The following is a 22,674-nucleotide window of genomic DNA, read 5'->3' on the forward strand; positions in this document are numbered from 1 at the left end:
AAGGGTGGTGGCTCTAAGAAGATGAAGCAGTTATTGAAACATAAGCAAGCAGGGATATGGGCGATCCTTCTGGTCATGCTCTTGATGCTGACGGCTTGTCAAGGCGGAGCAGGAACCAATATGCCGGGAAGCGGATCGGCGGATTCGCCATCCGGGAATGGACAGCAGTCGCAGCAGCAGGAAGGCGATGCCAAGCCGCCTGCTGAACATCAGGAGCAGGGCGGAGCCGCAAGTAACACGGATGGTTCGGATCATGAAGAGACAGGGGATCCGTCCAAGGAAAGCGGGGAAGCAGATCCAGCATTGGCTGCCGCAGCGGCACAGCTCTCCGAAATGACAGACAAAGAGAAGATTGGCCAGCTTGTCATGGTCGGGATCGAGGGGACGCGCATGGACGACGTTGCCCGAAAGATGCTGGATGCCTACCACGTCGGCGGGTTTATTTTCTTTAAGGATAATATCGAAAGCACCAGCCAGGCCGTATCGCTGCTTAACGAGCTGAAAAAGGCGAATGCGTCTAATCCGGTGCCTCTATGGCTGAGCATTGATGAGGAAGGAGGGCGGGTCACCCGCTTTCCGGAGGATTATGTCAAGCTGCCGTCAAGCGGAAAGGTGGGAAGCGGTAATGACCCCGACGTTACCCGGCAGGTCGGCGAGCTTATCGGGCAGAAAGTGAACTCGATCGGTATAAACATGGTCTACGCGCCTGTGCTCGATGTGAACAGCAATCCGGACAACCCGGTGATCGGAGACCGATCCTTCGGTGAGACGGCAGAAGAGGTGAGCAGGCAGGGCATTGCTTCCATGAAAGGGATTCAGGAAGCGGGCGTCGTGCCGGTCGTAAAGCACTTCCCGGGCCATGGCGATACCTCTGTCGATTCCCATCTTGGGCTCCCCGTCGTAACGCATGATATCAAGCGGCTGCAGGAGCTGGAGATTGCTCCGTTCCGCAAAGCGATCGAGGAAGGCGCTGACGTCGTGATGGTCGGGCACCTGCTCATGACGGCAATTGATGAGAACACGCCGTCCTCCTATTCCAAGGCGGTCATCACGGATCTGTTAAGACAGGAGCTGGGTTTTGATGGTGTCGTCATCACGGACGACATGACGATGGGCGCCATTACGAAGAATATCGATGCTGGCGAGGCTGCGGTTCAATCGATCCTGGCCGGAACCAATATCGTTATGATCGGGCACGATTATGCCCTGGAGGAGGCTGTTATTCAAGCCATCACGGAGGCCGTGAATTCAGGGGTGATTTCCGGGGAGGTGCTGGATGAACGCGTGCTGGCAACCCTGGCGCTAAAGCAGCGATACCATTTGAAGGACGAGCCGGCGGACATACCGGACATCGAACGCTTAAACGAGGATACAAGGGCAGTGCTGAAGGAGATCAAGTAGCATCCATATGTACTTGAAGAACATCGGAGAACATATACTACAAGAGGCATTCCCGGGATCCTTCCCGTAAGAATGCCCCTCCGGATTCTCCGGCCATTCATGATATGAAAAAAAGCAATCTCTTCCGAAGAGATTGCCGTGTTGGAGATAGAATATATTAGAAGTTGAAAAAATAGGCGTAATATGCTAGAATGAAGGATAAATAATTATTAGGTAGATGTCATAATGACCTAATGATAGATTAGCACAAAATTATAGGATTGTCAACAGGGGGGCATAGAATGGAGAACCGTCAGAGTGCGGATTTTGCATTGGATCGTGAGGTAGTGGATGCGGAAAAAGCGGCTAATTCTCCCGCGGAGGATTTTGCAGTTCATGATGACCTCTCCCTTCCGCCAGGCATCAAGATTAGCGATCCGGTTCGCATGTACCTGAAGGAAATCGGCCGTGTTCCCCTCCTCTCAGCCGATGAGGAAGTGGAGCTGTCCAAGCGTATCGAGGAAGGCGATGAGGATGCGAAGCGACGTCTGGCGGAAGCCAATCTTCGTCTAGTCGTCAGCATTGCCAGACGTTATGCAGGTCGGGGCATGCAGTTCCTTGATCTGATACAGGAAGGCAATATGGGATTGATCAAAGCGGTGGAGAAGTTTGATTACTCCAAAGGCTTCAAGTTCAGCACCTATGCGACATGGTGGATCCGGCAGGCGATTACCCGCTCGATTGCCGATCAGGCAAGAACGATTCGAATTCCGGTTCACATGGTAGAGACGATCAATAAGCTCGTCCGCGTTTCCAGACAGCTTCTGCAAGAGCTTGGGCGGGAACCGACGCCGGAGGAAATTGCCAAGGAGATGGATATTACGCCGGAGAAGGTCCGGGAAATCCTTAAAGTTTCACAGGAGCCCGTATCGCTGGAGACGCCGGTTGGCGAGGAGAGCGATTCGAACCTGGGGGATTTCATCGAGGACCAGGATGCGTTGGCTCCAGCTGACGCAGCTGCATTCGAGCTGCTTAAGGAGCAGCTAGAGGAAGTCCTCGATACCTTGACGGATCGTGAAGAGAACGTGCTTCGGCTGCGCTTCGGGCTTGAGGACGGGCGGACTCGGACGCTCGAAGAGGTTGGCCAGGTATTTGGCGTTACGCGCGAGCGGATTCGACAGATTGAAGCGAAGGCGCTCCGTAAGCTGCGTCATCCGAGCCGCAGCAAGCGGCTCAAGGATTTTCTGGAGTAACCGTTTCTTTCGTTCACGAAGTGGATCAACACCCCTTGATTGCGGTGCGCGCGCTGCAGTCAAGGGTTTTTTTATGGACTCATGCATGTGTCCCTTTCGATTGACACCAACCGACGAGTTGCATCATAATTATGTAGCATCCCCACAGGCAGGCGATTATCCGCTGTGTGAAAGTGAAACGATAGGGAGTGTCTAAGATGACTTTACATACATCTGCAATGGATCGATTGTGCAAGCGCCATGTTGCGTTATCCGATTTTTCAACTTACGGAGTCGGCGGCTTGGCTAACTATTTGGCTATGCCGGAGACTTCTGCCGATCTTGCGGAGCTGCTGCAGGATTGCAAGCGGCTCGGCATGCCTTGGTATATATTCGGCATGGGCTCCAATATCCTGTTTCCGGACGAACCGAACCCGGACATGGTGTATATTTCCTTGAAGCGGCTTGTCGAGCTTACGGTCAAGAATGACAAATGGTTTGTGGCGTCGGGAACGCCGATGTCGCTCTTGTCGCTTATGGGCTTGATCGGCGGGGGAGATTCGCTGGACTTTACGTTCCTGCTGCCGGGCTGTGTCGGGGCAGGCATCTATATGAACGCTAAATATAATGCCAGTCAAGTATGCGATATTCTTGATACCGTCTATTATATCGATACGATGGATCCGGCGCTCAGCGTCCGGTCTATCCCGGCTTCAGACTGCCAGTTCGCTTACAAACAGTCGATATTCCAGCACCACCCATGGATAATTATCGGGGCAGATCTGAACACGCCGGTCAGCTCCGAGGAGCAGATCAGCTCTACCGCGCTGCTCTTGCAGGAATGGAAGATAAGAGGAAGCCATCCATCCTCCTTGCCGTCGTTCTTCTCCTTCTTCCTTGGCGAGGTTCATGCGCTAGCGGGAAGAGGCATACCGACCCCGCAGTCGATGCTCGACATTATCAAGTACCGGACAAGTAAAAAGCATTTCGATTACCCTTCCTGCGGCTCCGTATTTAAAAATAACTATGATTATGGAGTTGCCATCGGCTCCTTGGTGGATCAGCTGAATTTAAAGGGGACGGAATACGGCGGAGCAATCATTTCCCCGCATCATGGCAATATGATCCTGAATCAGAATCATGCCAAAGCGACGGATATATTATATCTGATGAACGTCATTACAGAGGCGATTCATCAACAGTTCGGTTTTATTCCGGAGCCTGAGATTGTCTTGGTATAGAAGGGGCATTCAAAAATTCTCTGTAAAGTCATTGGAATAAGGAGCATTTAACGCTATAATCAGATAGGTGACATCTGTTTATGGATTTAAACGGTTAATCTAGGATGTGAAAGGGGAATAACCTAATGGCTAAAACATTAATCTTTGGACACAAAAATCCGGATACGGATACGATTTGCTCGGCAATCGCTTATGCCGATTTGAAGAACCAGCTCGGACTCGACGCAGAACCGGTACGTCTCGGTGAAGTGAACGGTGAAACCGCTTATGCGTTGAAATATTTCAACGTCGAAGCACCGCGTCTTGTAGAGACTGTTGCCAATGAAGCGCAGGACGTTATTCTTGTCGACCATAATGAACGCCAGCAAAGCGCCAGCGACATCGACCAGGTTCGGGTGGTTGAAGTTATCGACCATCATCGGATTGCGAATTTTGAGACAAGCCAGCCGTTGTACTACCGTGCTGAGCCTGTCGGCTGCACCGCTACGATCCTGAACAAGATCTACAAGGAGAAGGGTGTTGCTGTTCGTAAGGAAATCGCAGGTCTGATGCTGTCCGCCATTATCTCCGATTCGCTGCTGTTCAAATCTCCAACCTGCACGGAAGAAGACGTTGCGGCTGCCCGGGAGCTCGCAGAGATTGCAGGCGTCGATGCGGAAAGCTACGGACTCGAAATGCTGAAGGCCGGTGCTGATCTGAGCGACAAAACGATCGAACAGCTTATTTCCCTTGACGCGAAGGAATTTAACATGGGGGCTGCGAAGGTTGAAATCGCCCAGGTGAATGCGGTTGACACGAACGACGTTCTGTCCCGTCAAGCGGAGCTGGAAGAAGCGATTCAAGGCATTATCGCGGAGAAAAACCTGGATCTGTTCGTATTCGTTGTCACAGACATTCTGAATAACGATTCGATCGCCCTTGCGCTTGGCAAAGATGCCAAGGCGGTGGAAAGAGCCTACAATGTGACGCTTTCGGACAATAAAGCACTGCTGAAAGGCGTGGTATCCCGCAAATCGCAAATCGTTCCTGTGCTTACCGAAGCATTTACTCAATAATCTTGATGATCAGGGCCTGTCCTTGCCGAAGAATGGTTCGGCGGACGGGCTTTTTTTGTTGCGGACAGCGGGGCGATGCATGCATCCACCAGTCCGTTATGGCGAAGATTGAAATTTTGTAATGAAATTACATCGCTTTGACATCCTTTTTGGCGCGATGCTCCGTATAATCATATTATGAATCATACATAGAGGATTGTTTCAATCTCACAAAATTCGGGTAATATACGGTGAGAAAACGATCTTTCACACTTAGTAATGTTGAGGGAGCGATGAGAAGTATGAAGAAAACGGCTTGGAGATTGGGAGCGTTGATGCTGCTTGGTTTGTTCATGGTCCATTCGGTTGGCGTAGCCTCGAGCAACAATTATGAGCCGGTTCCGAAAGCTTCGAATCAGGAGGCTGCCTATATCAATGCGCTTGAGGTGAAAGACGGACAGGTTTATCTGGAAATCGATCCGATTGAATGGTACGAAGGCGAAGAAGCAAACGCAATATTCCGTGAAAGGGAGCAAGATCCGGAAATGACCGAGGCCCCTGACGGTTACTATATTGTGAATGATACGGAAGAACGCATTTCCTTGCCGGTGGCGGCGGATGCAGAAGTTCTGCTGCAGCTGTATGATCATACCGGACGGTATGAGGATGCACAGATCATTTGGAATCAGCAGGTCAGCCTTGACAAGTTCACCGACATTTATCGAAAAGATGATATTGTGGATATGAAATGGTTCCCGTTCCACATCACGGTGGAAGACGGCGAGGTTGTGAAGATCATCCAGCAATATGTGCCGTAATTGGGCCCTGAGGGCCCAAGAAGGCTCAAGAATAATCATCTCTCACGTCGTTTAGTGCAATTTCAAGGAAAATCAACAAGCTCCTTGATGGAGTCATGTACAAAGAAAGTGCCGCTAAATACATAGCGGCGCTTTCTTATGTCACTTTATTTGTTTTTGACTCGGATCGCCAGTATGGACTAAGAGTCTTTGCGGCCTGGATGTGCGGACGGCGCCAGCTTTCCGTTTACGACATCGCTGACGAACTGCGGCAGCTTCGCCTTGTGCTCCGAATATTCTTCCTTGGAAATTTTCCCTTCCGACAGTTTTCGGTCAAGACGCTTTGTAAATGCCTGAACCTGCTGATCGATCACGGACTGCACGGCTACTCCTTGCTCCTTCGCCAGCTGTGCAAGGGTTTTGCCGGACTGGAGGGACTCCTTCAATTGGTCATCGGTCAGCTTCAGCATTTGGGCAAGCTCATGCTCGGCGGCAATCATTCTTCCTTGGCGAAGATGCACCCGCTGCTTCTTCCACCCGCCTTTGGCATCGAGCAGCCTGTCGGCAGCTGCGGAGTAATCAATGGACTTACCGAGCTGCTTCGGATGTGCAGCTGCTTTCTCCTTCAACATCTCGACGAGCTTCGCTTTCATATCCTCTCTGGATACCCCTTGCTCTTTGGCAATTTCCGCGAGCGAGGAGGTCTTGAGCTTATCCCGCAGAACCTCCGGCTCTAGCTTGAGGTACTCGGCAATGGCTTTGAACATGCGGCCGGGTTTATGCTGGCCATGGCCGTCGTGCGCGGCAGGGCGGGAAGGCGAAGGCGCCTGATTCTCATTGCCTGCAGGCTCCTGCGCCCATGCCAAGCCAGGCAGATAGGCGAGCCCCATGACGATGGCGATCGTCATCAAGACAAGTCTTCTGGTGATATGCACATGCTTTCGGTTCATATAGGTTACCGCCTTTCTGGATGTTTGGTGTAACGTTCGTCATTGTTTCCGGTTTTGCTGAGTCCATCATTAAAATAACCTTAAATTAGGATGAAAATACATAAATTTCATATTTCGGCGATGATCATGAAGCTTCTGTGAACCTATCGACTCTTTTCTGCTAATATGGTATTATGGTGTCCTGATAACGCACTAAAGCAAAAAGCAGAGATTTTCATATTGCACGGATCACCGATATCCTGAATATGGCTGCATGATATGTCACAAGGGGGATTTATACATGAAAAAATTGGCGTCATTATTGGCAGGATTGGTTATCCTAATGACCGTGATCGGCTGTTCAAGCTCCGGCGGCAGCTCGAATGAGCTGGTGATTGGCATCGATGACAAATTTGCTCCGATGGGCTTCCGGGACGAGAACAACGAAATCGTCGGCTTCGATATTGATTATGCGCGTGCCGCTGCAGAGAAGATGGGGATGGAGGTAAAGTTCCAGCCGATCGACTGGAAAGCGAAGGAATCGGAGCTTAGCAGCGGACGGATCGACCTGATCTGGAATGGTTACACGATTACGGATGAGCGCAAGGAGAAGGTGCTGTTTACGAAGCCATACCTTGAGAACAGCCAGGTAGTCGTTGTGCTTGAGGGCTCGGATATCAGTACCATCAGTGACCTGGCCGGCAAGAATATTGGCCTGCAGTCGCTTTCTTCCGCAGCCGATGCGCTCAGTGCGAATGCTATCCATAGCCAGGTAAAGAACATTTCCGAATTCCCGGACAATGTGCTTGCCTTAAGCGATTTGAAGAATGGCCGGGTAGATGCCGTCGTGATTGACGAAGTTGTCATGAAATATTATATGTCCAAAGAAGAGGGGACCTTCAAGATTTTGGACGAATCTTTGGCGCCCGAACAATATGGCATCGGTGTGAAAAAGGGCAATGAAGAGCTGCTGAACAAGCTGCAGAAGGCTTTGGATGAGCTGAATGCGGATGGAACCGCAGCGTCCATATCGGAAAAATGGTTTGGCGAAGACAAGGTACTGAAGTAATTCGCAGAAACTAGAGTATGTACGCAGTCATTTCATAGCTTATGATCAAGAAACCGGACTTTAACCAAAGGCTCCGGTTTTGTTGACGACATTAATGAAAAACTCTGAATATGAGTTTTCATAACGGGAGTATAGTGATCAACATGAATTTGGATTATATCATTCAGATCGGCAAGCCGATGCTGGAGGGCGCACAGACAACGATTCTGCTGTTCTTCATCGCCATCATTGCATCGATCCCGCTCGGCTTTGCCTTAACGTTAATGGCAAGAAGTTCGGTGAAGCCGCTCGCCTGGTTTGCGGGAGTTTATATTTACGTCATGCGGGGCACGCCGCTGCTGCTGCAGATGCTGTTCATCTGCTTCGGTCTGCCTGTGCTGCCGGTCATCGGGGAGTATCTCGTTTTTGATCGTTTTGTTGCGGCATGCTTGGCCTTCGTGCTGAATTATGCCGCCTATTTTGCCGAAATCTTCAGAGGCGGCCTGCTGTCCATCGATAAGGGGCAGTATGAGGCCGCTCAGGTGCTCGGCCTTAGCAGATGGCAGACGATGGTCAGAGTCATCCTGCCGCAAATGTTCCGCGTGGCCCTGCCGGCCGTATCCAACGAATCCATTACGCTGATTAAAGACACCGCGCTGCTGTATGCGGTGGCGGTACCGGAGCTGCTTCATTTCGCGCATACAGCCGTCAACCGCGATTTTACGATCATGCCGTTTGTGATTGCAGGCATCATTTATTTGCTGATGACGCTCGTACTTACGCTGCTGTTCAAATACCTCGAACGACGATTTAAATTTCAATAGAAGGAATGGCTGCTATGGCGATTATTGAAGTATCCCACATGAAGAAATCATTCGGACCGCTGGACGTGCTGAAAGACGTCAGCTTCGATATCCAACGGAACGAAGTCGTGGCCGTAATCGGCCCCTCCGGCTCGGGCAAGAGTACAATGCTTCGGAGCCTTGTCCATCTGGAAGAAATCAACGGCGGATCGATCAAGGTCCAGGACCAATACTTGGTGAAGGACGGCGCATATTCCGCTCCAAAACAAATCAAGACGATCACATCCCGCATGGGGATGGTGTTCCAGCACTTTAATTTGTTTCCGCATCTCACCGTTCAGGAGAATTTGGCGCTCGCCCCGAAATACGTCAAGAAGGAATCGAAGGATGAAGTAAATAGAAGGGGCACAGCGCTCCTTCAGAAGGTCGGCCTCGCGGATAAAGCTGGAGTCTACCCGGCGAACCTGTCCGGGGGGCAGAAGCAGCGTGTCGCCATTGCGAGGGCGCTTATGATGAATCCTGACATCCTGCTGTTCGACGAGCCGACGTCGGCGCTCGATCCCGAACTGACGGGCGAAGTGCTTGAAGTAATCAAGCAGCTCGCCAGAGAGAATATGACGATGATCATCGTCACCCATGAAATGGGGTTTGCACGGGATGTAGCGGACCGTATTCTATTTATGGATCATGGACAAGTGATCGAATCCGGAACGCCGGAGCAAATATTTTACCATCCAAAAACCGATCGGACCCGGGAGTTTCTTAACCGGGCGATGCGTTAAGCCCAATAGACCTGCTGCACGTACAGGACCACGTCGTCCTGCTGTGGAGCAGGTCTATTTTTACGAAGAAAAAATGTATTTTTGGTGAAAGCGTTTAATTTCCGGGTTGACGAATGGAGAAATGACCGATATCATTGTTTTAAAGAAATATGAATTGATTCATATAAATATTTATAAAAGTACAGGGAGGAGCGAGTAACCAATGAGTCATGTTATTACGATTAACGCCGATGTGTCGCATGGAACGATTAACCGCAATATTTACGGGCATTTCTCCGAGCATTTGGGACGCTGCATTTATGAAGGGATCTGGGTTGGCGAGGACTCGAATATCCCGAACACCGAAGGAATTCGAAATGATGTGCTGGAAGCGCTGAAGAAGCTCAAGATTCCGGTGCTGCGTTGGCCGGGCGGCTGCTTCGCGGATGAATATCATTGGAAGGACGGCATCGGACCGCGGGAGAACCGCAAGCGGATGATCAATACGCACTGGGGCGGCGTGGTCGAGAATAATCATTTCGGCACCCATGAGTTTATGCGGCTCTGCGAGCTGCTGGAATGCGAACCATACATATCGGGCAACGTCGGAAGCGGCACGGTTCAGGAAATGTCGGAATGGGTCGAGTATATGACGTTCGACGGAGTGTCTCCGATGGCTGAATGGCGTAAGGAGAACGGCCGGGAGAAGCCTTGGAAGCTGAAGTATTTCGGCGTGGGCAACGAGAACTGGGGATGCGGCGGCAATATGCGTCCGGAATATTATGCGGACCTGTATCGCCAGTATCAAACCTATGTCCGGAATTACGGCGAGAATAAGGTGTACAAAATCGCATGTGGCCCGAACGTGGACGATTACCGCTGGATGGAGACGGTCATGAGGGAAGCCCATCCGTTCATGGATGCGATCAGCCTCCATTATTACACGATTCCGGGCGAATTCTGGACAGGCAAGGGCCCAGCGACCGGATTTACGGAGCAGGAATGGTTTACGACCTTGAAAAAGGCGCTTCATATGGATGAGTTGATTACGAGACATTCCGCGATTATGGATCAATACGATCCGAACAAGCGGATCGGTTTGATCGTCGATGAATGGGGAACCTGGTATGATGTGGAGCCTGGAACGAATCCCGGCTTCCTGTATCAGCAAAACACGATTCGGGACGCTCTCGTTGCCGGCTTGACGCTGAACATCTTCCATGAGCATAATGACCGTGTCGTCATGGCGAATATCGCCCAGATCGTCAACGTGCTTCAGTCCGTCATCTTGACGGAAGGAGAGAAAATGCTGCTGACGCCGACTTACCATGTGTTCAATATGTATAAGGTGCATCAAGACGCAGAACGTCTGGATGCCCACATCAGCGGCTCCGAATATGAAATGGACGGCGAAAAGATTCCGCAAGTCTCCGTCTCTGCATCCAAGGATGCCGAAGGGAAAATCCATGTCAGCCTGTGTAATGTAAGCCATGATTCGCAGGCAGATGTGTCCGTTGCGCTCCGCGGTCTTGGCGGACCGATCTTCAAAATCAAGGCTGAGCAGCTGGCCGCAGATTCGCTGGATGCCCATAACACCTTCGAGGCACCGGACGCGCTTACGCCGTCGACCTTCAGCGCCTATGAAGTGGAGGAGGGCGTCCTTCACGCGAAGCTGGCTCCGATGTCGGTGACCGTCTTCGAAATCACGGCGGGGTAATCCGCATGGTGGATAACCGATGCAAGGGCTGCCGCGACGATTATGTCGTCGACAGCAAACAGATCGAGCGTGTGCTGGCTTCCCCGATGTTCCGTTCGGACCGCTGCGTCTCCGACAGCGAGTATTTAACTCGCCTGGATGCCTGCATGTCATGTCCGAAGCTGCAAGGCGGCACTACATGCCTGGTATGCGGCTGTATCGTGCAGATCACGGCAAAGCTGAAGGAGAAGCGTTGTCCATATCCCGGCGAAGACCGATGGTCGATTGAGGCCGTATCTTGACGCTTCCGGTACATTAGCCTGCTTCCCGTGTATTGAACACGGGAAGCAGGCTTTTTTAATGGAAGATTTCCTCGTTACAAGGGACCCGAGGTTTACAAATTCTGAAGGCCGATGATATGATTTTGGAATATATAACGGGACGTAAGGATTTGGATCGGATTCGGATCGGAGGCTGCAATGAACCATGAATAGAGGAATTTTCGCCTGTTACTGGACGGCTCATTCCGGCACATCACTGGCTGATGTCGTGTACATCATGGCGATCACGACGTATATGTACCAGGAATCGGGCTCTGCATTCATCGCCGCGCTGTTCCCGCTGCTCAATGCAGCAGCCAAATTCGCGGCGGGATTCACGGTGCCGCTTCTTATGGAAAGGTACCCGTTTGCCAAGCTTCTCACCTGGCTGCAGCTTGTAAAAGCGCTGCTCGTTACCGCGCTTGTGGTGTTTTTTTCATACATCGCTCCGCATGTTTATCTGCTGTGCATCATGATCCTGCTGATCGCCTGCGCTCACGGCTGGGGGACTCCGCTTCTGCAGTCGATCGTGCCGCGAATCGTGCCGCAAGACCGGCTCGTCAAGGCGAACAGCTCTCTCTCGGTGACAGAGCAGTCTCTGCAGATCGCAGGCTACACCTTTACAGGCTTTCTGGTGATTCAGATTGGGCATCAACCGACATTAATCTTGACGGCCATCCTGATCTGGGTGTCGGTGATCAGCCTGCTGCTGGTCACACGGGCAATGCCAGGTGACGATTCAGGCCCCCGGCGTGCGAAGCCGAATCGCAAGGCGATTCTTGAGGGGTGGTCGTATTTATGGCGCATCCCGACGCTTCGCATCGTAACAATCATGGATATGATTGAAGGCGTGGCCGGAACGATTTGGGTCGGTGCCATTACTTTGGTTTACGTGAAGGAAGTACTCAATCAAGGAGAAGCGTGGTGGGGCTTTATTAATGCAAGCTATTATGCGGGCGCGATCCTTGGCGGTCTGCTGACGGTTCTCTTCTCATCATTTATCCAGAAGCATTTGATCGCTTGTATGGCTGCAGGCTCCGCCGTGTTCAGCCTGCTGACGCTGTGGTACGGACTGAACAGCATCCCTATTGTTGCGCTCCTGCTGTGTATCGGAATGGGACCGGCCTATCAGCTGAGGGACGTTGCTCAGCAGACCGCTTTTCAGACGAGCATCGAGCCATCCATGCTGCCGAAGGTATACGCATCGCGCGGCATCCTGTTATCAACGATTACGAGCATTTCCATCGCCGTCATCGGCCTGATTGCGGATACGCTCGGCATTCGGATGGTCTATATCATCGGTGCCGCTTGTATTGCGGTTTCGGCGGGGCTGTCCTTCGTCATCGTAAGTATGCAAAAGAAGTCTGCACAAGTGGTGGACCCAAGCGGGAGAACGGCTTAGAAAGAAGATTGAAGTTTATTTTGGCGCTGGGATAATCCAGTATCATGAACAAGAAAGCTGCACCTGATATCCGGACAAGCCGGAATGCCGGTGCAGCTTTCTTAATGTTGATTTCCTATCATGAGGGGCACGATGGCCGGAGTATGCTTGGAACGCTCGCTGCCGTTCATCGGGATCGGCCGTTGGCTGCTCGGTTGTAACGCCGGCTTACACCTAGCGCTTCTTGGTAAATAATGAATCGACGGATAGCAGGCTGCTGCCGCTGAGCGCAAGATGGGCCGCCATGGCCAGAAGCGCAACGTCGAGCTCATAGCCGTTCAGGAATCCCATCCCGAGCTTGGCCTGCACGATGGCAACAATCAGCACGATTCCGAGAATAACGGAAGCGATGCGGGTGGCAAAGCCCAGAATCAAGGCGATTCCTCCGACGATTTCGATTATGGCGACAACCGAAGCCATGAATGCCGGAATGCCGAGGCTTTCGAAGAAGCCCTCGATATTGCCGATGCCGCTCCCGAATTTATCCAGCCCATGGGCCAGGAAGATAATGCCCAGGATTACCCTTATGATCAAAGTGCCTGCAGAAGCATAGCTTTTCATTTTGAGTCGTTCACTCCTTTTTTCAGATATTAATCGTGACAATGAAGACAACAGATCCTAGTAATGTTATTAGCTAACTTTTCGTATAGAAATAACAATAAGTTGTATCATACAGACTCATCTATTCATTGTCAAGTAACTAACTAAAAATCACTCGCGTAAATCATGTTTAGCGGCATTGTCTCTAAATACGGAGTTTCTGGCTTGCTTGATTTGGAGGACGCATCCTAATAACGGATAGCCGCACTGCCCGGGAAGCGTTATGAAGGGACGGTACCGCTCTGCCGATCTTCCGGATAATACGGGGGCAGCGTCAATGTTAGGCACGGGGCTTATAATCGGTCGGCGATTGTCCGGTCCAGCGGCGAAACTGTCTCGAGAAATGGCTTGCTGAACGGAAACCAAGCTTGTCGGCAATGGCATAGACCGGCAGGTTAGTCGTCACCAGCAGCTCCTTGGCCAGGTTGAGCTTCTGTCTGCTGACATACTGTCTTGGAGACATGCCATAAATCTTGGTGAACTGCTTGCTGCACTGGCTGCGGCTTAGATTAAGCTCCCGAGCAACGCGGCTGACCGAAGCATCCCCGGATAATCCCGACAGCAGCTTCTCTTCGATGGCATGTGCTACATCGGCCGTCATCGCTGATGCTGGGCGAGGAGCCGCCGATGAAGGGGCTTGGGAAGGAAGCGCAGGACCCAGCACCGGGGAATTTAGAAGCATAAGCACCTCATGTATGATCAGCAGGGTGTAGGATTGCAGAAGCAGCCTCTCTTCGAACGAAAGCTCGTACCGGAGCTGACCGGCCTGGTCGGAGGCGTCTTCGTTTATATTCTGGCTCTGCGGGATAATTCCTTCCAGCTTTTTTACATATTCGCCGAGCTTGGTCCGTTCTCCCACGGATCTTGGAATATGCCGGAACGGCGCTGCGGACAATCTGCTCCGGATATCGGTATCGTCCAGATCAAAATGTACATTGAAATAACCGTACGTCCTGCCCGAACGGTTCGAGGATTGATGACGCACCCCCGATTTGATCAGCAGCCACTCGCCTTCACGCAGCGTGAAGCGGTCCCGGTGAATTTCCTGTTCAACCTCGCCCTCCATGCAATAGAGAAGCTCGAACAGATGGTGATGATGCCTCGGATAGTGCCATCCCGGCTGCTGGTGGTCGAAATGGCAGCCTGTAACCTGCAAGGTGTTGATCATATTAGGGAAGCAAAATTTGATATCCATGGGCTCCGGGACTCCTTTATCGTATAAATCAGCGTATCGTGTAATCTATCTTATCATATGGAGCGGCGGACCGAGGCGGGGATTTGGCACAAATGGTATAGAAGATGCTCCATTTGGAGATTGAGTGAGCCGTTCTTTTCATGGATGATACGTATGTAGAATCATGTATCGGAAAACGGAGGGGATGTTTCCATGACACAATTGAAAGCGGTTAACAAGCAGTTTGTTCTTGGTGAGGAAGCGATTCAAATCTTATCGGGTGCCATTCATTATTTCCGCGTTGTGCCTGAACATTGGGAGGATCGGCTGCTGAAGCTGAAAGCATGCGGCTTGAATACGGTCGAGACTTACATACCTTGGAATTGGCATGAGCCGGATGAAGGAAGGTTCAATTTCTCCGGGATGGCGGATATCGAAGCCTTCGTCACGCTCGCGGGGAAGCTGGGGCTGCAGGTCATCGTCAGACCGAGTCCTTACATTTGCGCAGAGTGGGAATTTGGCGGACTGCCGGGGTGGCTGCTGCAGGATCCGCATATGCAGCTTCGCTGCCTGGATCCGAAGTTCCTGAAAAAGGTCGATGCATATTATGACGAGTTGATTCCGCGTCTGGTGCCGCTGTTGTCCTCGAACGGCGGGCCGATCATCGCGGTCCAAATCGAGAATGAATACGGCAGCTATGGCAATGATACGGCATACCTGCAGTATCTTCAGGAGGCATTGATCAGCAGGGGCGTGGATGTGCTGCTGTTTACTTCGGACGGTCCGACAGACGGCATGCTGCAGGGCGGCACGGTTCCCGGTGTAACGGCCACCGTCAATTTCGGATCCAGGCCGGCCGAAGCGTTCGCCAAGCTGCGGGAGTATCGGTCCGAAGATCCGCTCATGTGCATGGAATATTGGAACGGCTGGTTCGATCATTGGATGAAGCCGCACCATACGCGCGATTCGGAGGACGCAGCGGCGGTATTTGCCGAAATGCTGGCCCTTGGAGCATCCGTTAACTTTTATATGTTCCATGGCGGGACGAATTTCGGATTTTACAATGGCGCGAATTATCATGACAGATACGAGCCGACCATCACGAGCTACGATTATGATGCGCCTCTATCGGAGTGCGGCGATGTTACACCGAAGTATGAGGCGGTCCGGCAGGTGATTGCGAAGCACCAAGGTGTGGAGCTCGGGGATTTGCCGGCGCTGCCTGAGCCGGTGCGGAAGAAGGCATACGGGACGGTCAGCATGACTTTCTATGCCGATCTGCTCGAGAATTTGCCGGTATTGGCCTCCAGCGAGAAGCACCGAACACCGGTGCCGATGGAGCTGCTTGGTCATAACTACGGTTTTATCGTATACTCCACAAAAATTTCCGGTCCGCGGCAAGGCGAATCCCTGCATCTGCAAGAAGTGCATGACCGAGCCCAGGTGTTTCTCGATGGCGTATACCAGGGGACCGTGGAACGCTGGAATAATGCGCCTATTCCTTTGGACATTCCAGCAGCAGGCGCCAAGCTGGACATCGTTGTGGAGAACATGGGGCGCGTCAATTATGGTCCCCGCTTGAAGGATTACAAAGGGATTACCGAAGGCGTGCGGATGAATAACCAGTTTCTGTACGATTGGAGCATTTCCTGCTTGCCGATGGATCATCTGGGGGCAGTGCCGTTCGGGCCGTTGTCGGCGCCTAATGCAGGGCGGAAGGACCGTCCGGCATTTTATAAGGGAGAATTCCATGTGGAAGATCGGATGGACACGTTCGTTCGACTGGACGGCTGGGTGAAGGGCGTCGTCTGGATCAACGGGTTCAATCTTGGGCGATACTGGGAGCAGGGACCTCAAGCGACGCTTTATCTGCCCGGTCCGCTGCTGAAGAAGGGAAGCAATGAAATCATCGTATTCGAGCTGCATCACACGGATAAGGCAAGCATCGAACTGGTCGACAAGCCGGATTTGGGCTAATACGAGCGGAAATGGCAGCAGGAGCTTACGCGTAATGCCATGAAACGGTCAATCGAAAAAAAAAGAGGATGTCCCCTGGTGGACGTCCTCTTTTCTTGTGTGCGCCCGGCATGGGCGATAACTCGGCGGTGAAAGCCTGTTTAAACCAGCTGCTTACGGTTCTTCAAGTATCGGTACAGCACAATGCCGAACAGCGAGCATATCAGGGCGCATAAGCCGATAAAACCGTAACCGGCCTGAAGACCCCGCAGCAGCCCCAGTTCGGTTCCGCTGCCGTACAATTGTTTGAAACCGCTCGTGATGGCTCCGATGGCGTAGTTGCCGATTACGCTGCCGATGCCCATCATCGTGACCGTGAAGGTAATCGCCGTATCGCTCTCCTTCGGGTATCGCTTGGCAATCAGGGCCATGACTGTCGGATAGATCGGAGCGATGCCGATTCCGGCCGCCGCGAATAGGAAGGCATAGGATTCCCCGCCGAAAATGGCGATAAAGGTGCATATGCCCGTGAATCCCGAAAGGATGATAATCGACAAGGTGAATCCGATCCGGTCCGTAATCGGTCCTAGCAGCAGGCGTGCTGCTGAGAAGCACAGGAAGAACGCGGACAGCATGCCGGCTGCCGCGGCCGGATCCCAGTTGTACGATTTTTCAAGAAAATTTACGAGCCAGCCGCCGACGGCCATTTCCGATACGACGCCGAAGGACAGGATGATGACGATCAGCCACAGCGCCCGATCCTTGATTAATTGCTTCAGAGGCGTCCGCTCGGATTCAGGATGATCGTCGCCAGGAAATTTGCTCATCAGCGCAGGGATCATCGGCAGTACGGAGAGCATCAGCATCGCCAAATACATGCCCCGCCAATCAATGGTGTAGCCGAGAACGGTGACGGTCATCAATCCCGAGGCGAGCATCGGAGCGACGGTAGAGCTGATGCCATAGAAAAAATGCGACAGGTTCATCATCGTTCCCGTATTGCGGACGAATATTCTTGCAGCCAGAATGGCGAGGCCAATCTCCAGCATCCCGTTCCCGATGTACATCAGGAAGTACGAAGCGGTGAACATCGGGTAGCTGTGGGACAGGAAGATGAAAATGCCTGAGACCGCCATCGAACCAAAGGCAAGCATGCTCACCCATTTGATGCCGATCTTGCGGGTCAGGATGGCCGTAAAAGAGCAGGCGATCAAATAACCGAGCGCATTGAGCGACAGCAAGGTGCCGATCTGCATTTCATCCAGCCGAAAATCCAGCTGAATCCGGGGAATGGCCGGTCCTTTAATATTTTCCGAAATTCCAAAAATGATAAAGCCGAGGAAGATCGTTGCCAAGTGCAGAATGTAGCTTTTTTTCTGCGGGTTGCTTACGGTTGTTTGCAGTTGAGTGTTCATTTGTAATCCCCTATCCTTTATGTTCATAAGTCAGCTAAATAGCATGATTGGCTTAACCCCGACATCTTCCCAATAATAATCGTTATCGTGAAGCTTTCTCTTTCATATTGAGTTGGGGTTCTGCGTCCAGCCCGTCCATTATACAACATTTGGACAAGCATTCGGCCGAGCTTAAAAAAGAAAGAACCCATAAAGTTTATAATGCTCAAGCCGGATATACAACTGCAGCAAAAGAAATCAGGAAAACAGATCCTGAATCTGTTGACATCAGATGAACTCCATGAGAAAATGTACGCGCGTACATAATTTTCAGGAGGCATGGTGATTATCGCTAGTCGTAAGGAAGTCGCACAGCTTGCCGGCGTATCGGAAGCTACCGTATCCCGGGTATTAAACGGGGTTGGCCCGATCCGGGAGGAGACCCGGCAGCGGGTGATGGAAGCCGCAGAGCGGCTCGGGTATACCCCGAACGCGCTCGCCCAAAGCTTCGCGCGGCGCCGGAGCGGCAACCTCGGCGTTGTCATGCCGTATCTGCCGAAAGCACGGATCTTCTCCGCGTATTATTTCTCGGAAATTTTAAGCGGTATCGGCAGTAAAGCGCTGGAGGGCAAATATGATTTATTGATGCTGTTTCGCGAGCCGGGCGGCACCATGGATTACTTGAATTTGTTCCGGACCCAAAAGGTGGACGCCTGCATCATTCTCGGAGCTAAGGACGAGGATGGCGAACGAGCGGCTCTCCGGCAGCTGAGCGAAGCGGGACACCCCTATTGCTTGATTAATCAGCACTTTGAAGGGGAGAGCTTTCACGTGATGGATGCCGATCATGTGGAGGGCAGCTACGAAGCCGTGAAACATCTTACGGAGCAGGGCTTTCGGAGGATCGCCTTTCTCAACGGCCCCCTGGAATATTCCAACAGCCGGGATCGTATGTCCGGGTACCGCCGGGCATTGGAAGATGCGGGCATCAAGCTTGATGAATCGCTCCTGTTCGAAGGTAACTTCAGCCGGAAAAGCGGATATGCAGCAGCGGAGAAGGTCGCCGCGCATCTGAAGGACATCGATGCCGTATTTGCGGCGAATGACCGGATGGCGATCGGCCTTCAGCAGGGTCTGCGCTCAATGGGCGTCCCGGAGAAGAAGATGCCGGCCTTCGTCGGCTATGATGATTCGGATGCCGCCGAGCTGGGAGCTCCGCCGTTAACGAGTGTAAGGGTTCCCTTCTATGAACTGGGCTGCCTGGCCGCAGAGCATGTTCTCGCCATGCTGGAGCATACATTGCCTTCCGGTGCAAGCCGCATCCCGCTTCACCGCAAACTGCCTACCCGTCTGGTTATCCGTGCTTCATCGTTGAAACGAAAGTAATGATAACAAAGGAGGAATGAACAATGAATCAACTGCGAGTCGGAATGATCGGATACAAATTTATGGGCAAGGCGCACAGCAACGCCTACCGGAGCCTACCGATGTTCTTCCCGAAAGCACTGAAGCCGGAAATGAAGGCGATCTGCGGCCGCAATGCTTCGGCGGTTCAGGAGGCGGCGGAGCAGCTCGGCTGGAATGAAAGCGTTACCGATTGGCGCGAGCTGATCCAGCGGGATGACATCGATCTGATTGATATTAACGCTCCTAGCGATGCGCATAAGGAAATTGCGATTGCGGCAGCGAAGGCCGGCAAGCATATATTCTGCGAAAAGCCCCTGGCGTTAACGCTCGCCGACGCGAGAGAAATGCTTCAGGCTGCCGAGGACGCAGGCGTCCGGCACATGGTCGGGTTCAACTACCGGTTCTCGCCGGCGGTCCGGCTTGCGAAGAAGCTGGTTGACAGCGGCAGACTCGGACAAATCTACCATTTCCGCGCATGGTTTCTGCAGGACTGGATCATGGATCCGCAGTTCCCGCTCGTATGGCGGCTGCAGAAGGAAGTGGCCGGCTCCGGCTCCCATGGCGATCTCGGTGCCCATCTGATCGATCTGGCTCATTATCTGGTCGGCGACATGCAGGAGGTCATCGGCATGAGCGAGACCTTCATCAAGGAGCGTCCGATTGCCAGCGAGATGACGGGGCTGAGCGCCAAAGGCAGCGGGGATGGGCCGAAAGGCAAGGTGACGGTGGACGACGCGACGTTGTTCCTGACCCGATTTGAGAACGGAGCCCTTGGCAGCTTCGAGGCCACTCGCTTTGCCGCAGGCCATCGCAGTACGAACGCCTTCGAAATCAATGGAAGCCTGGGCAGCGTCAAATTCGATTTTGAACGCATGAACGAGCTGGAGGTTTATTTCACATCCGACGAGGAGGATGTACAGGGCTTCCGGCGGGTGCTTGCAACGGATCCTGTCCATGATTATATGGAGGCTTGGTGGCCGCCGGGGCATACGATCGGTTTCGAGCATACCTTCATCCATGAAGTACTGGAGCTGTCCCAAGCAATCTCGGAAGGCAGACAGCCAGTGCCTAGCTTTGAGGACGGCGTGAAGTGCCAAGCCGTTCTGGAAGCCGTGGATAAGTCCATCGAAGAACGCCGGTGGGTGTCACTGTCGGAGATGTAGGCAAGACCTACCGCCGGATTCGGTGACTCGCGAAAGCGCGGGGTGAAATCGGGAGGGCGATGTTATCGTTATCATTGGACACGGCTGCCGGTGAAAGCGGATGCGCGCGAGCGTGAGAGCGTTAGCCGAACGAAGACTTTGAACCGGACGTTATCGAGCTTTTATTATACAGATCATATAAAGGAAGTGCGGAGTATGAAAAAGGCATTAATCGTATGGGGCGGATGGGATGGCCATGAGCCGGAGCAGGTGGCAGGCATCTTCGCCGGACTACTGCGAGAGGCGAAGTTTGATGTTGAGGTTTCAGATACCTTGGATGCGTTCAACGACGGAGAGAAGCTGAAGGGATTGGATCTGATCGTCCCGGTATGGACGATGGGCGACATATCGAAGGAGCAGGTTGCGAATGTATCCGAAGCGGTGCAAGGAGGCACCGGCATCGCCGGATGCCACGGCGGAATGTGCGATTCGTTCCGCAACAATGTCGATTGGCAGTTTATGACCGGCGGCCAGTGGGTGGCGCACCCCGGCAACGACGGCGTTGAATACCTGGTCGAAATCAAGCAAAGCTTCAGCCCCCTGGTTGAAGGCATTCAGGATTTCAAGGTGGTATCTGAACAGTACTATCTGCATGTCGATCCGGCGGTAGAAGTGCTGGCAACCACCCGTTTTCCGGTCGTATCCGGACCGCATGTGCTGAACAAGGCCGTTGACATGCCGGTTGCCTGGACCAAGCGCTGGGGATACGGACGCGTATACTATAACTCCTTGGGCCATCATGCGGATATCGTGGATATGCCGCAGGTCAAGGAAATGATGCGCAGGGGACTGCTGTGGGCGGCTGAAGGAAAGACCTTGTACGGCGGCGGCGATCTCAAGCTGTTCAGCGGCGAGCAAGGATATACCGGGATGGGAGACAGCCAATAGGCTGCGAAAAGGAGACGGGATCATGAACAAGGTTAAAGCAGGGGTCATCGGCTGCGGAAAAATCAGCGGTATCTATATGGAAAACTGTCAAAAATTCGATATTCTGGAGCTGAAGGCATGCTCGGATATCGACCGGTCCCGGGCTGAGGAGCAGGCTGCCCGTTACGGCATCCCCCACGTTTATACGACGGAAGAGCTGCTGGCCGACCCTGAAATAGAAATTGTCATCAATCTTACCATTCCGGCGCTGCATGCCAAAATCACGCTCGATGCGCTGCAGGCCGGGAAGCATGTATACGTGGAAAAGCCCCTGGCCGTCACCCGGGAGGAAGGGCTGGCCGTGCTGGAGACCGCGAGAGAGAAGGGGCTGCTGGTCGGCTGTGCCCCGGAGACATTCCTCGGAGCGGGGATCCAGACGGCATTAAAGCTTGTCAGGGACGGCAAGATCGGCACGCCGATCGCGGCTACGGCATTTATGATGAGCCGGGGTCATGAATTTTGGCATCCGGACCCTGAATTTTATTATGCCGCAGGCGGAGGACCGATGTTTGATATGGGTCCATACTACTTGACGGCGCTTGTTCAGCTCCTCGGCCCGATCCGCAGCGTCAGCGGCATGACAGGTAAAGCGCTGACCGAGCGGACCATTACGAGCGAGAAGAAGTATGGGCAGAAAATTCAGGTGGACGTTCCGACGCATGTGGCCGGACTGCTCCGGTTCGATAATGGCGCTATCGGGACGCTCATCACCAGCTTTGACGTGTTCGGCGGCAGCACGCTTCCGAATATCGAAATTTACGGCACGCAAGGAACAATGCTTGTACCGGACCCGAATACGTTCGGCGGTTCCGTGAAATACCGCTTGACCGGAGAAAGCGAATGGACCGAGGAACCGCTTCTGCCGGGTTACAACCAGAACACAAGAGGCATCGGACCTGCGGACATGGCGTACGCCATCCGAAGCGGACGATCCCACCGCGCAAGCGGCGAATTGGCTTATCACGTCCTGGAAGCCATGTGGGCATTCCATGATTCCTCCGATTCGGGCACGCAGTACGAGATGAAGAGCACTTGCGAGATTCCGGCGCCGCTTCCGCTTGATCTGCCGTTATACACGTTGGATAAATAGAAGCGAATTTTATAAGCGTGCATTTAGTATTTTGAATCATGATGAATAATGAATAAACAAGGGGCTCTGACGAAGGTCTTATGACTATTCGTGAGAGTCTCTTTTTCGGCCTTTAAGTGACTGTGACTCCCAGAACTTGACTCCCACGGTACTCCCGCGGTTCATGAAGACTTTGTGCCTGGTAAAGCAGCACGGTGATCTCCGTTTTATGAATCTGCTAAAGCCGCTCTAAGCTTCGTTAA

General features: G+C 52.6%; 19 protein-coding genes and 1 pseudogene. 16 read left to right on the top strand and 4 right to left on the bottom strand.

Annotation, left to right across the window (positions count from 1 at the left end; genetic code table 11):
* Window positions 1-21 precede the first annotated feature (21 nt).
* From nagZ to BBD41_RS25920, 5 genes and pseudogenes are all read left to right on the top strand, one after another.
* Window positions 22-1,401 (top strand): beta-N-acetylhexosaminidase, encoded by a 1,380-nt coding sequence (gene nagZ / locus BBD41_RS25900; protein ID WP_099479444.1) that lies wholly within the window; start codon window positions 22-24, stop codon window positions 1,399-1,401.
* A gap of 293 nt (window positions 1,402-1,694) precedes the next feature.
* Window positions 1,695-2,633: pseudogene (gene rpoD / locus BBD41_RS25905) on the top strand (RNA polymerase sigma factor RpoD); the annotation flags it as partial.
* A gap of 197 nt (window positions 2,634-2,830) precedes the next feature.
* Window positions 2,831-3,853, top strand: coding sequence for a UDP-N-acetylmuramate dehydrogenase (locus BBD41_RS25910; protein WP_099479446.1), 1,023 nt, complete (start codon window positions 2,831-2,833; stop codon window positions 3,851-3,853).
* A 125-nt stretch (window positions 3,854-3,978) separates the two neighbouring features.
* Window positions 3,979-4,908 carry a manganese-dependent inorganic pyrophosphatase gene (locus tag BBD41_RS25915; RefSeq protein WP_077566937.1) on the top strand — a complete coding sequence of 310 codons (930 nt, stop codon included), beginning with the start codon at window positions 3,979-3,981 and terminating at the stop codon, window positions 4,906-4,908.
* Between the two features lie 281 nt (window positions 4,909-5,189).
* Complete coding sequence (locus BBD41_RS25920) at window positions 5,190-5,705, top strand: hypothetical protein (RefSeq protein WP_077566936.1); 516 nt, start codon at window positions 5,190-5,192, stop codon at window positions 5,703-5,705.
* Between the two features lie 179 nt (window positions 5,706-5,884).
* Here BBD41_RS25920 and BBD41_RS25925 read toward each other — a convergent pair whose 3' ends face one another.
* Entirely contained in the window at window positions 5,885-6,634 is a 750-nt protein-coding gene (locus BBD41_RS25925) for a hypothetical protein (RefSeq protein ID WP_099479448.1), read from the bottom strand.
* 280 nt (window positions 6,635-6,914) lie between these two features.
* On the opposite strand from BBD41_RS25925, the gene BBD41_RS25930 reads away from it, so the two are divergent.
* From BBD41_RS25930 to BBD41_RS25955, 6 genes are all read left to right on the top strand, one after another.
* Window positions 6,915-7,682 (top strand): amino acid ABC transporter substrate-binding protein, encoded by a 768-nt coding sequence (locus BBD41_RS25930; protein WP_077566934.1) that lies wholly within the window; start codon window positions 6,915-6,917, stop codon window positions 7,680-7,682.
* Between the two features lie 143 nt (window positions 7,683-7,825).
* On the top strand, window positions 7,826-8,485 hold the full coding sequence (locus BBD41_RS25935; protein WP_077566933.1) for an amino acid ABC transporter permease: 660 nt from the start codon (window positions 7,826-7,828) through the stop codon (window positions 8,483-8,485).
* Window positions 8,486-8,499: 14 nt separating this feature from the next.
* Window positions 8,500-9,246, top strand: a complete 747-nt coding sequence (locus tag BBD41_RS25940) for an amino acid ABC transporter ATP-binding protein (protein ID WP_077566932.1) — start codon at window positions 8,500-8,502, stop codon at window positions 9,244-9,246.
* A 202-nt stretch (window positions 9,247-9,448) separates the two neighbouring features.
* Window positions 9,449-10,942, top strand: coding sequence for an alpha-N-arabinofuranosidase (locus BBD41_RS25945; RefSeq protein ID WP_099479450.1), 1,494 nt, complete (start codon window positions 9,449-9,451; stop codon window positions 10,940-10,942).
* 5 nt (window positions 10,943-10,947) lie between these two features.
* Complete coding sequence (locus BBD41_RS25950; protein WP_099479452.1) at window positions 10,948-11,223, top strand: hypothetical protein; 276 nt, start codon at window positions 10,948-10,950, stop codon at window positions 11,221-11,223.
* Between the two features lie 184 nt (window positions 11,224-11,407).
* Complete coding sequence (locus BBD41_RS25955; protein WP_099479454.1) at window positions 11,408-12,643, top strand: MFS transporter; 1,236 nt, start codon at window positions 11,408-11,410, stop codon at window positions 12,641-12,643.
* A gap of 213 nt (window positions 12,644-12,856) precedes the next feature.
* Here BBD41_RS25955 and BBD41_RS25960 read toward each other — a convergent pair whose 3' ends face one another.
* On the bottom strand, window positions 12,857-13,243 hold the full coding sequence (locus BBD41_RS25960; RefSeq protein ID WP_099479456.1) for a DoxX family protein: 387 nt from the start codon (window positions 13,241-13,243) through the stop codon (window positions 12,857-12,859).
* A 319-nt stretch (window positions 13,244-13,562) separates the two neighbouring features.
* The gene (locus tag BBD41_RS25965; protein ID WP_099479458.1) at window positions 13,563-14,477 is read right to left on the bottom strand and encodes an AraC family transcriptional regulator; all 915 of its coding nucleotides are present in this window, start codon (window positions 14,475-14,477) and stop codon (window positions 13,563-13,565) included.
* Window positions 14,478-14,669: 192 nt separating this feature from the next.
* Between BBD41_RS25965 and BBD41_RS25970 the strand changes: the two genes are divergently transcribed.
* Window positions 14,670-16,433: a glycoside hydrolase family 35 protein gene (locus tag BBD41_RS25970; protein ID WP_099479460.1), complete on the top strand. Its 1,764-nt coding sequence runs from the start codon at window positions 14,670-14,672 to the stop codon at window positions 16,431-16,433.
* Between the two features lie 140 nt (window positions 16,434-16,573).
* On the opposite strand, the gene BBD41_RS25975 is transcribed toward BBD41_RS25970, so the two are convergent.
* Window positions 16,574-17,827: an MFS transporter gene (locus BBD41_RS25975; RefSeq protein WP_028407261.1), complete on the bottom strand. Its 1,254-nt coding sequence runs from the start codon at window positions 17,825-17,827 to the stop codon at window positions 16,574-16,576.
* Window positions 17,828-18,145: 318 nt separating this feature from the next.
* Here BBD41_RS25975 and BBD41_RS25980 point away from each other — a divergent pair, with 318 nt between their 5' ends.
* The 4 genes from BBD41_RS25980 to BBD41_RS25995 all read left to right on the top strand — a co-directional run bounded on the left by BBD41_RS25980 (window position 18,146) and on the right by BBD41_RS25995 (window position 22,432).
* Window positions 18,146-19,192, top strand: a complete 1,047-nt coding sequence (locus tag BBD41_RS25980) for a LacI family DNA-binding transcriptional regulator (protein ID WP_206098265.1) — start codon at window positions 18,146-18,148, stop codon at window positions 19,190-19,192.
* Between the two features lie 23 nt (window positions 19,193-19,215).
* Complete coding sequence (locus BBD41_RS25985) at window positions 19,216-20,376, top strand: Gfo/Idh/MocA family protein (RefSeq protein WP_099479462.1); 1,161 nt, start codon at window positions 19,216-19,218, stop codon at window positions 20,374-20,376.
* A 195-nt stretch (window positions 20,377-20,571) separates the two neighbouring features.
* Window positions 20,572-21,303 carry a ThuA domain-containing protein gene (locus tag BBD41_RS25990; RefSeq protein ID WP_099479464.1) on the top strand — a complete coding sequence of 244 codons (732 nt, stop codon included), beginning with the start codon at window positions 20,572-20,574 and terminating at the stop codon, window positions 21,301-21,303.
* A gap of 22 nt (window positions 21,304-21,325) precedes the next feature.
* Window positions 21,326-22,432 (top strand): Gfo/Idh/MocA family protein, encoded by a 1,107-nt coding sequence (locus BBD41_RS25995; protein WP_077566923.1) that lies wholly within the window; start codon window positions 21,326-21,328, stop codon window positions 22,430-22,432.
* Window positions 22,433-22,674 lie beyond the last annotated feature (242 nt).

The sequence above is a fragment of the Paenibacillus ihbetae genome (assembly GCF_002741055.1).
In the GTDB taxonomy this organism is placed as follows: domain Bacteria; phylum Bacillota; class Bacilli; order Paenibacillales; family Paenibacillaceae; genus Paenibacillus_AQ; species Paenibacillus_AQ ihbetae.